Raw genomic sequence first — 6,820 nt, forward strand, 5'->3', positions numbered from 1 at the left:
CGGCCGCACCGGCCGGGCCGGCCGCAAGGGCCGCGCCTTCACCTTCGTCACCTCCGAGGAACTGAAATACTTGGCGGCGATCACAGGTTTGGTCGGCCGCGAGATCCCGGCGCTCGACGTGGAGGGCATCGCCGGCTTCGATGCGCCGCTGGAGCCGGAAGAGCCCAAGCGTGGCCGCGCCAAGTCCGCCGCTTCCGCCAAGCGCGGCAAGGAGGCGGAGGACGGCGGCGAGCGCGTCAAGCCTGCCGGGCGCCGCAAGGCCGAACCACGCCGGACCCCGCTCCGCCAGCCCGAGCCCGACGAGGTCGAGGCCAACGGGGTCGAGGCCGCCAGGCCGGCGGCGGTGGCGGACGCGCCGCAGCCTGAACCGGTGGCGGCCGTCCGGGCGGCCAAGGCGGCACCCGCCCGCGATCCGGGGTTGAATGAGCGCTCCCGCGGCGGATCGCGGGAGACCCCAGTCCTGGGCTTCGGCGATGCCGTGCCCGCCTTCATGCGGATCGCCGTGCCGCGCGCCAGCCGCGCGGCGGAGGCCGAATGAGGCCAGGGCGTCCGCGCCGCTTCCAGGTGCTGAAGCGGCAAGAGGTATGGCGCGGCTTCTTTAGTGCCGAGGACCTGCGCATCCGCCACGAGCGCTTCTCCGGCGGCGAGGTCGAGTGCGCGCGCGAGCTCTGGCGGCAACGCGATGCGGTGGCGGTGCTGCCCTATGATCCCGCCACCGATCGCGTGCTCCTGGTCGAGCAATTTCGCGCCGGCGCCATCGATTCGCCCGAGGGCCCCTGGGTGCTGGAAGCGATCGCCGGGATGATCGATGGCGATGACGGTGCGGAGGAGACCGCACGGCGCGAATCGCTGGAGGAAGCGGGGCTGGTCCTCGACCATCTGGAAGAGGTCGCCCAGTTCCTGTCCTCGCCCGGCTGCACCACCGAGCGGGTTCATGTCTTTCTGGGCCTGGCCACACTGCCCGAGCAGGGTGCGGTGTTCGGCCTGGCTCATGAAGGCGAGGACATCCTCACCCATGTCATGAGTTTCGAGGCGGCGATGGCCGGGCTGGCCCAGCGCCGGATCCTGGGAGTGACCGCCCTGGTCGGGTTGCAGGCGCTGGCCCTGCGCCGGCCGGCGCTCAGGGCTGCCCGCCCGGCCGCTTCGGCCTTGCCTTCCCCGGTGGCCGCGGACTAATCGCAGCCACGGCCATTTCGCAAAGATCGCCATGCCCGACGCTCGCATCTATCAGCCCGCCAAGACCGCCGTCCAATCCGGCCGCGCCAAGACCCGCTACTGGCTGCTGGAGATGGAGCCGCGCTCGCGCAAGGAGCCGGACCGGCTGATCGGCTGGGTCGGCTCGGACGACACCGAGCAGCAGGTCGTGCTGAAGTTCCCGACCAAGGAGGCAGCGCTCGCCTATGCCGAGCGCCACGGCCTGAGCGTCCAGGTCGACGAGCCGCAGGAGCGAATCGTCCGGCCGAAGTCTTACGCCGACAACTTCATCCGCCGGTTCTGAGGGCGCCGGTTCCGAGCGCAGCCCAGGCGGCGGCCAGCGTCGCCTGCGGATCGCCGCTGGCATCGACCGCTGTCCAATCGCCCTGCATCCGGTCGATGGCGCGCAACTGGTCGTGGAGCACGGCCACGGTGGCGTCCGATGCGTCGTTGCGGCGCTGAGCGATCCGGTCGGCCAGTACCGCCTCGGGCGCCTCCAGCCACAGGCCGCCGAACGCGGCACCTTCCCCGTCCGCCGCCGCCTCGATCAGCGCCCGCTGCCAGGGGTCGCCGAACACGCCGTCTGCGATTACCGCCTGCCCGCTGCCGAGCAGCCGCGCCGCCCGCTCGGCCATGCGGCGGAACACGCGCTGACTGACCTCCGGCTGGTAGGCTTCGGCGCCGAGCTTCTCTTCCGGCGCCACGCCGAACAGGCGCTTGCGGATCACGTCGGAGCGCAGGATCACAGCACCTGGCGGGCGGCCCAGATCCGGCGCCAGCCCGCGCGCCACCGTGGTCTTGCCCGTGCCGCTGACCCCGCCCAGCGCCACGAGCACGGGCGCAGTCGTGTCGAACATCGCGACCGCCAGGTCGAGATAGCGCCGCGCCTCGTCGGGGTCGCCCTGCAGGCCCGATACCTTGGCGCGCACCGCCGCCCGGGTCGCCAGGCAGAGCGGCAGCAGAGCCGTGGCCTCGTCGTCCTCGCTGATCTCCAGCCAGCCCTGCAGAGCGCGCTGCGCATGGGGGCGGAGGCCGCGATGCAGCAGGTCCATGACCAGGAAGGCTAGGTCGTAGATCACGTCGATCGTCGCGAAGCCTGGGTCGAACTCCAGGCAGTCGAACGGCGTCGGCTCGCCCTCCAGCAGCACCACGTTGCCGAGATGGAGGTCGCCATGGCAGTGGCGGACCCGACCTTGGTCACGGCGCCGATCGAGCATTTGGCGGTGCTGCTCGAGCGCTGCCCGGCTCAGCCGGTCCAGCCGGTCGATCTGCACGAGCTCGACGGTGCCGTCGACCAAGCCGCCCAGGTCCGCGCTGTTGCCGGCCACGACCTCGGCCAGGGCGGCATGGCCGCCGCCATTGCGCACCACGGCTGCCTCCGCGTGGAAGGCCGCGACCCGCCGCGCCAGGCGCTCCACGATCTCCGGCGTCAGCCGGTCCCCCTCGGCCATCCGGTCGAGCTGCGCGTCTGGCGGGAAGCGCACCATCTCCAGCAGCCATTCGACCGCCTGCCCTGCCCCGTCCAGCCTCAGGCGTCCGTCCTCCCGGCGCACCACCGGCAGCACGCGCCGGTAGATCCCGGGTGCGGTGCGCCGGTTCAACTCCAGCTCGCGCCCGATCACTAACCTGCGCCGCTCCAGGGTCGAGAAGTCCATGAAGCTGAACCGCACCGGCCGCTTCATCTTCCAGGCCAGCTCCCGGCCGAGGAACACGTGGGCGCCATGGGTGTCGACCCGCTGGATTGGCTCGCCCAGCCCGCCCCCTTCCAGGAAGGCCAGCACCTCGGCCGTCTCGTCCCGATCCTTCATTCCCATCCCATGCTACGACACCGAAGGGCTCCTCACCCCTGCCATTGTCCGCAGCGGCAGGCCAGCGGCAACCTGCCGCGCGCAGGGCTTCTGCCAGGCGCGCACTGCCGCTAGGTTCCCGCCCGCGACAGCCAGACGAGGACATGCCGTTGAAGCCCGAGATCCTGATGCTGCGCGGGCTCCTGCCGCGCCAGACCGCCCAGATCGAGGAGCGCTACACCGCACACCGGCTGGATTTGACCCACGATCGCGCGGCGCTGCTGGCGGAGGTGGCACCGCGGATCACCGCGATCGTCACCTCAGGGGAACTCGGCTGCTCGGCGGAGCTGATGGACCACCTGCCCAGGCTCGAGATGATCTCCTGCTTCGGGGTGGGCGTGGACGGGATCGATCTCGCCTACTGCAAGCGGCGCGGCATCCCGGTCAGCAACACGCCGGACGTGCTGACCGACGACGTGGCCGACCTGGCGATCGGCCTCGCGATCGCGACCATGCGCCGGATCGTCGCCGCAGACCGCTTCGTGCGGGCAGGCTCCTGGCAGAACGGCCCGTTGCCGCTCGCCACCCGGCTGGCCGGCAAGACCGCGGGCATCATCGGGCTCGGCCGCATCGGCAAGGCGATCGCAAAGCGTGCCGAGGCCCATGGTCTCACCGTCGTATGGCATGGCCGGCATGAGCAGCCGGACGCGCCCTGGCCGCGCCGCCCGGACCTGGTGGCGATGGCGCGCGAGGTCGATCTTCTGGTGGTGGCCTGTCCGGGTGGTCCCGCCACGCGCGGCCTAGTGTCGAGAGAGGTGCTGGCGGCGCTGCGGCCGTCCAGCTTCCTGGTCAACATCAGCCGCGGCTCAGTGATCGACGAGCCGGCGCTGGTCGAGACCCTGGTGGAGGGCAGGATCGCCGGCGCCGGCCTCGACGTGTTCGCGGACGAGCCCAACGTGCCGGCCCCGCTGCTCGACCTGCCCAACGTCGTGCTGACGCCGCATATCGGCTCGGCCACTGAGGAAACCCGCGACGCCATGGCCCAATTGGTGGTCGACAATCTAGACGCTCACTATGCCGGGCGCCCGCTCCTCACCCCCTGGCGCTTCGGCTGAACCGGCCCCACACCGGCCGGCCCGGCGTGCCGCTGCAAGGTGAGTGTCACGCGGCGCAGATCACGTTGCGCAAGGTCGTCCTGCGGGCTTGATGACGGCAGCCCGCCCCGCCAATGTCGCGCCGCGCTGCCGTCATCGTCTCGATACAATCCGGGGGGACGGCCGGCCAGACGTTCGGGGGGAGGCATCGGCTTGGACATCCTGCTCGCGATCAGCCGTGCGATCGACCGGTTGAACACGGCGGTCGGCCGGACGGTGATGTGGCTGATCCTGGTCGCGGTCGTGATCTCCACGGTCAACGCCATCATCCGCAAGGCCTTCGACGTCAGCTCGAACATGTGGCTGGAGATGCAGTGGCAACTGTTCGGCTGCGTGTTCATGCTGGCCGCCGGCTATACCCTGCTGGCCAACGAGCACATCCGCATCGACATCGTGAACAGCCGCTTCCCGAAGGCATTGCGCAACTGGATCGAACTGGTCGGCCACGGCCTGTTCCTCCTGCCGTTCACCATCTTGATGATGGTCGACGGCTGGCCGTTCTTCTGGCGCTCCTATCTCGGCAACGAGCAGTCGTTCAACGCCGGCGGCCTGCCGCAATGGCCGGCCAAGCTGCTGGTCCCGGTCGGCTTCTTCCTCCTGTTCTTCCAGGGCATTTCGGAGATCATCAAGCGCGTGGCCGTGATGCGGGGGCGCGTCCCCGACCCGCATGAGCGTCACGACGAGGTGCCCGAGGGCTCCCTCGGCCAAGAGATCATCTGACCGCCAGCGACCGGAACGGGCTGAACCATGGATTTCCTGATCCACAACATGGCGCCGATCATGTTCGGCTCCCTGGTGGTCTTCCTCCTGCTGGGCTACCCGGTGGCCTTCGCGCTCGCGGCCAACGGGCTCGTGTTCGCGCTGATCGGCATCGAGCTCGGCCTGTTCCCGACCAACTTCCTCCAGGCGATGCCGGAGCGGGTCTACGGGATCATCTACAACGACACGCTGCTGGCGATCCCGTTCTTTACCTTCATGGGCCTGATCCTTGAGCGCTCCGGCATGGCCGAGGACCTGCTCGACACGATCGGCCAGCTGTTCGGTAAGATCCGTGGCGGACTCGCCTATGCCGTGATCTTCGTGGGCGCCCTGCTCGCCGCCACCACGGGCGTGGTCGCCGCCTCCGTGATCTCCATGGGCCTGATCTCGCTGCCGATCATGCTGCGCTATGGCTATGACCGCCGGGTCGCCACCGGCGTGATCGCGGCCTCCGGCACGCTCGCCCAGATCATCCCGCCCTCGCTCGTCCTGATCGTGATGGCCGACCAGCTCGGCCGGTCGGTCGGCGACATGTATACCGGCGCCATGATCCCGGGCCTCGTGCTCTCGCTGCTTTATGCCGGCTACGTGCTCGTGGTCTCGTTGGCCTCGCCCAAGTCGGCGCCGGCCCTGCCGGACGAGGCGATGACCATCAAGGAGGCGGACGGCAGCCGCGGCACCCGTTCACTCCTGGTGCTGGTCGTAGTCGCCGCGCTCGTGGGCTATCTGGCCGACCTGCTGATCGCGCCTCATGTCGAGCAGAGTGCCAAGATCGTGGGCATCACCGTGGGCGTGCTGTTCGCCTATCTCGCAGCACTCCTCAATCAGAGCCTGGGGCTCAGCCTGCTCTCGCGCCTGGCCAGCCAGGTCGTGTTCGTGCTGATCCCGCCGCTGGCCCTGGTATTCCTGGTGCTCGGCACGATTTTCATGGGCATCGCCACGCCCACCGAGGGTGGTGCGATGGGAGCGTCGGGCGCGCTGATCCTGGCCCTGTTCAAGCGCCGCCTGAGCTTCGGCCTGCTCCGGCAGGCCCTCGATTCCACCGCCAAGCTGTCGGCCTTCGTCCTGTTCATCCTGGTCGGTGCTAGGGTGTTCTCGCTGACCTTCTATGGCGTGGACGGCCACAAATGGGTCGAGGAACTGCTGGTCTCGCTGCCGGGCGGCGAGCTCGGCTTCCTGATCGTCGTCAACATCCTGGTGTTCTTGCTGGCCTTCTTCCTCGACTTCTTCGAGCTGGCGTTCATCATCGTGCCGCTGCTGGGGCCGGCGGCGGAACGGCTGGGCATCGACCTGATCTGGTTCGGCGTGATCCTGTCGGTGAACATGCAGACCAGCTTCATGCATCCGCCGTTCGGCTTCGCCCTGTTCTTCCTGCGCTCGGTGGCGCCGAAGACCGCCTATCTCGACAAGATCACCGGCCGGCGGATGGAGCCGGTCACCACCGGTCAGATCTACTGGGGCTCGGTGCCGTTCGTCGGCATCCAGCTCCTGATGGTGGCGCTGGTGATCCTGTTCCCGGGCATGGTGATGCACTACCAGGGTGCGGGCACCGGGGTGGATCCGGAATCGATCCAGCAGCTGGACATCCCGGAGATCGACATCGCACCGCCCGGCGAGTTCGACTTCGGCGCGCCCGAGGGGCTGGATGGGCCGCCTTTGGACCTGGACCCGCCCGACGACCTGGCCCCGCCGGCGGAACTGCAGCCGGCCCAGCCCTGAGCACCCGACAGCAGCGCCACGAACGCGGACGGGCCCGGGTGGATCAGCCACCCGGGCCCGTTCACGTGATCAACCAGCCGCTCAGCTCTTCTGCGAGCGCGCCCGGATCGAGAAGGTGTCGAACGAGTACTCGGCCACCTGGAACCAGAGATACTCGTCGCTCTTGAAGGCCATCATGTGGTCGTGGACCTTCTTGAACGCCGGGTT

The 6,820-nt window shown here is 69.3% G+C and carries 6 protein-coding genes and 1 pseudogene; 6 read left to right on the forward strand and 1 reads right to left on the reverse strand.

Annotated elements, in window-relative coordinates; translation table 11 throughout:
* The 3 genes and pseudogenes from EQG76_RS01840 to EQG76_RS01850 all read left to right on the forward strand — a co-directional run.
* A pseudogene (locus tag EQG76_RS01840) lies at positions 1-538 on the forward strand (hypothetical protein); the annotation flags it as partial.
* Positions 535-1,176: an NUDIX domain-containing protein gene (locus EQG76_RS01845; protein ID WP_159710087.1), complete on the forward strand. Its 642-nt coding sequence runs from the start codon at positions 535-537 to the stop codon at positions 1,174-1,176. The pseudogene EQG76_RS01840 and the gene EQG76_RS01845, both read left to right, overlap by 4 nt.
* 31 nt (positions 1,177-1,207) lie before the next feature.
* Positions 1,208-1,498, forward strand: coding sequence for an ETC complex I subunit (locus tag EQG76_RS01850; protein WP_159710089.1), 291 nt, complete (start codon positions 1,208-1,210; stop codon positions 1,496-1,498).
* On the opposite strand, the gene EQG76_RS01855 is transcribed toward EQG76_RS01850, so the two are convergent.
* Positions 1,482-3,002 (reverse strand): bifunctional aminoglycoside phosphotransferase/ATP-binding protein, encoded by a 1,521-nt coding sequence (locus EQG76_RS01855; protein ID WP_159710091.1) that lies wholly within the window; start codon positions 3,000-3,002, stop codon positions 1,482-1,484. The genes EQG76_RS01850 and EQG76_RS01855 overlap by 17 nt on opposite strands.
* A gap of 143 nt (positions 3,003-3,145) precedes the next feature.
* Between EQG76_RS01855 and EQG76_RS01860 the strand changes: the two genes are divergently transcribed.
* The 3 genes from EQG76_RS01860 (at position 3,146) to EQG76_RS01870 (ending at position 6,613) form a co-directional block, all read left to right on the forward strand.
* Entirely contained in the window at positions 3,146-4,096 is a 951-nt protein-coding gene (locus EQG76_RS01860; protein ID WP_159710093.1) for a 2-hydroxyacid dehydrogenase, read from the forward strand.
* Positions 4,097-4,288: 192 nt separating this feature from the next.
* Positions 4,289-4,855: a TRAP transporter small permease subunit gene (locus tag EQG76_RS01865; RefSeq protein ID WP_200840479.1), complete on the forward strand. Its 567-nt coding sequence runs from the start codon at positions 4,289-4,291 to the stop codon at positions 4,853-4,855.
* Positions 4,856-4,882: 27 nt separating this feature from the next.
* Positions 4,883-6,613 carry a TRAP transporter large permease gene (locus tag EQG76_RS01870; RefSeq protein WP_159710095.1) on the forward strand — a complete coding sequence of 577 codons (1,731 nt, stop codon included), beginning with the start codon at positions 4,883-4,885 and terminating at the stop codon, positions 6,611-6,613.
* The last annotated feature ends 207 nt before the right edge of the window (positions 6,614-6,820 follow it).

The organism is Geminicoccus flavidas, from assembly GCF_009806515.1.
In the GTDB taxonomy this organism is placed as follows: domain Bacteria; phylum Pseudomonadota; class Alphaproteobacteria; order Geminicoccales; family Geminicoccaceae; genus Geminicoccus; species Geminicoccus flavidus.